2 protein-coding genes are annotated in these 2,186 nt (G+C 36.9%); both read left to right on the top strand.

All coding sequences use genetic code 11. From position 1 onward, the window contains the following. Positions 1–360, top strand: a 360-nt coding sequence (locus tag Q0X89_RS10590; RefSeq protein WP_297693912.1) for a GNAT family N-acetyltransferase, incomplete at its 5' end; no start/stop codon positions are given. Positions 361–737: 377 nt separating this feature from the next. Then, positions 738–2,186: PEP/pyruvate-binding domain-containing protein (locus tag Q0X89_RS10585; RefSeq protein WP_367177042.1), on the top strand; the 1,449-nt coding region annotated here is incomplete at its 3' end.

Raw genomic sequence — 2,186 nt, 5'->3', positions numbered from 1 at the left:
GAAAAATGCATTGGATTAAAACACGCGGGTAATGTTGCCGCATTTATGTGTATTGAATTTAAAGATTTTAGATTGCTCGATAGACTTTTTGAGTTAAAAGGCAATGAAGCATATTTATTAAATATGTTTACGTTCGAAGAGTTCAGAGGGAAAAATTTAGCTCCTTACCTCAGGTATCGCAGCTATGAAGTGCTAAAGCAAGAGGGAAAAGATACTTTTTATAGTACTACGGCATATTTTAATAATTCTGCTATTAAGTTTAAAAAGAAACTTAAAACTAAAAGACTAAAATTATACTTGAGTATAAAATTGTTTAAGAAATTTCATTGGAATTATCTTGTAAAGAAATATTCAAATTAAGCCGCTGCATAAGCTTACTATTTATTGACTTAAAATTAGAGTGAACGAAAACCGTCAGGTTTCTACCCGGGTCATTGATCCGAGAATTACCAAAATCTGCCTAATTCCTAAATGAAAAGTTTAAGTGACTTTAAGCTCCGAAGGATGGGGAATTAAACTGTTAATTGAATTAGGGCACATTATATTCAAAAAACGTGAAAGAAAAGTTAGAATACTTTTGCGATTAATGTTATTAAAAATGCATCCGAAATGTCCTTAATCACGGACTTTATTTTCACGATTTTGTGATTGATACATTCTTAACCTGTCTGTAACAATAATTACATAAGTCTTCTCCTTGCCAGAAGTATGACATTTGTCATAAAATTGAAGCAATAATGGACCTAATTTCGGTGTCAAATTATATTAAACTAAATATTCTCATGGAAACAATGTCCGAAGTAAAAGCTAGAGTCTACAGGTTTGGAAATAAAACAGCAGATGGAAACAGTAAAATGAAAAACCTGTTGGGCGGCAAAGGTGCAAATCTTGCAGAAATGAGTGCAATAGGTATTCCCGTACCTCCCGGTTTTACAATTACTACAGAGGTTTGCACAGAGTATAACGAATTTGGTAAGGAACAGGTAATACAAAATATAAAGAAAGAAGTTAAGGCGTCCATTAAGAATATTGAGGATATTATGGGAGCTAAATTTGGGGATACCGAAAATCCACTGTTAATTTCTGTTCGCTCTGGAGCCCGTGTTTCCATGCCGGGTATGATGGATACGGTATTGAACCTTGGTCTGAATGATGATGTGATCCCCGGATTAGTAAAAAAGACAAATAATGAACGCTTCGCATGGGATTCCTATCGTCGTTTTATTCAAATGTATGGCGGGGTTGTTCTTGGAATGAAACCGGAAACTAAAGAAGATATAGATCCTTTTGAGGAAATAATGGAACATCTGAAGGATAAGCGAAGTATAGAATTAGATACTCAGTTTACCATACAGGATTTACAGGATTTGGTTTATGACTTTAAGGATGCGGTAAAAAAACGAACAGGTAAAGATTTTCCGTTAGATCCATGGGATCAATTGTGGGGTGCTATTATGGCTGTATTCGATAGCTGGAACGGGGACAGAGCTATTTATTATCGGAAAATGCACGGCTACCCTGCAGATTGGGGAACAGCTGTTAATGTACAGGCCATGGTTTACGGTAACATGGGAGATAATTCAGGAACCGGGGTTTGTTTTACAAGAGATGCCGGAACCGGTGAAAACGTTTTTAATGGTGAATACCTTATTGATGCTCAGGGCGAAGACGTTGTAGCCGGCGTCAGAACCCCACAGCAAATAACAAAATTAGGTTCGGAGCGATGGGCAAAACTTGCTCAGATAGAAGAAATTGAAAGGGCCAAAAATTACCCTTCATTGGAAGAACTTATGCCTGCCATTTATTCTGAATTGGATGACTACCAGGAAACTCTGGAAAAACATTATCGCGATATGCAGGATATGGAGTTTACCATACAGGAAGGTAAACTTTGGATACTTCAAACCAGAAATGGCAAAAGAACAGGTGCTGCAATGGTTAAAATTGCTGTGGATCTTTTAAGAGAAGGTCAGATTGATGAAAAAGAGGCCCTAATGCGTATCGAACCAAATAAATTGGATGAATTACTGCACCCTGTATTCGACCAGAGTCGATTAAACAAAGATGATATCATTGCACAGGGATTACCTGCCTCACCAGGTGCAGCTACCGGACAGATTGTTTTTTTCGCTGATGAAGCAGATAAATATAAGTATACTATACTTACAAGAATAGAGACATCACCC

Source organism: uncultured Eudoraea sp. (genome assembly GCF_947258525.1).
Taxonomy (GTDB): Bacteria; Bacteroidota; Bacteroidia; order Flavobacteriales; family Flavobacteriaceae; genus Eudoraea.
Note: the sequence above shows the minus strand (reverse complement) of the source record. Positions and strands in the feature narration are given on the sequence as shown.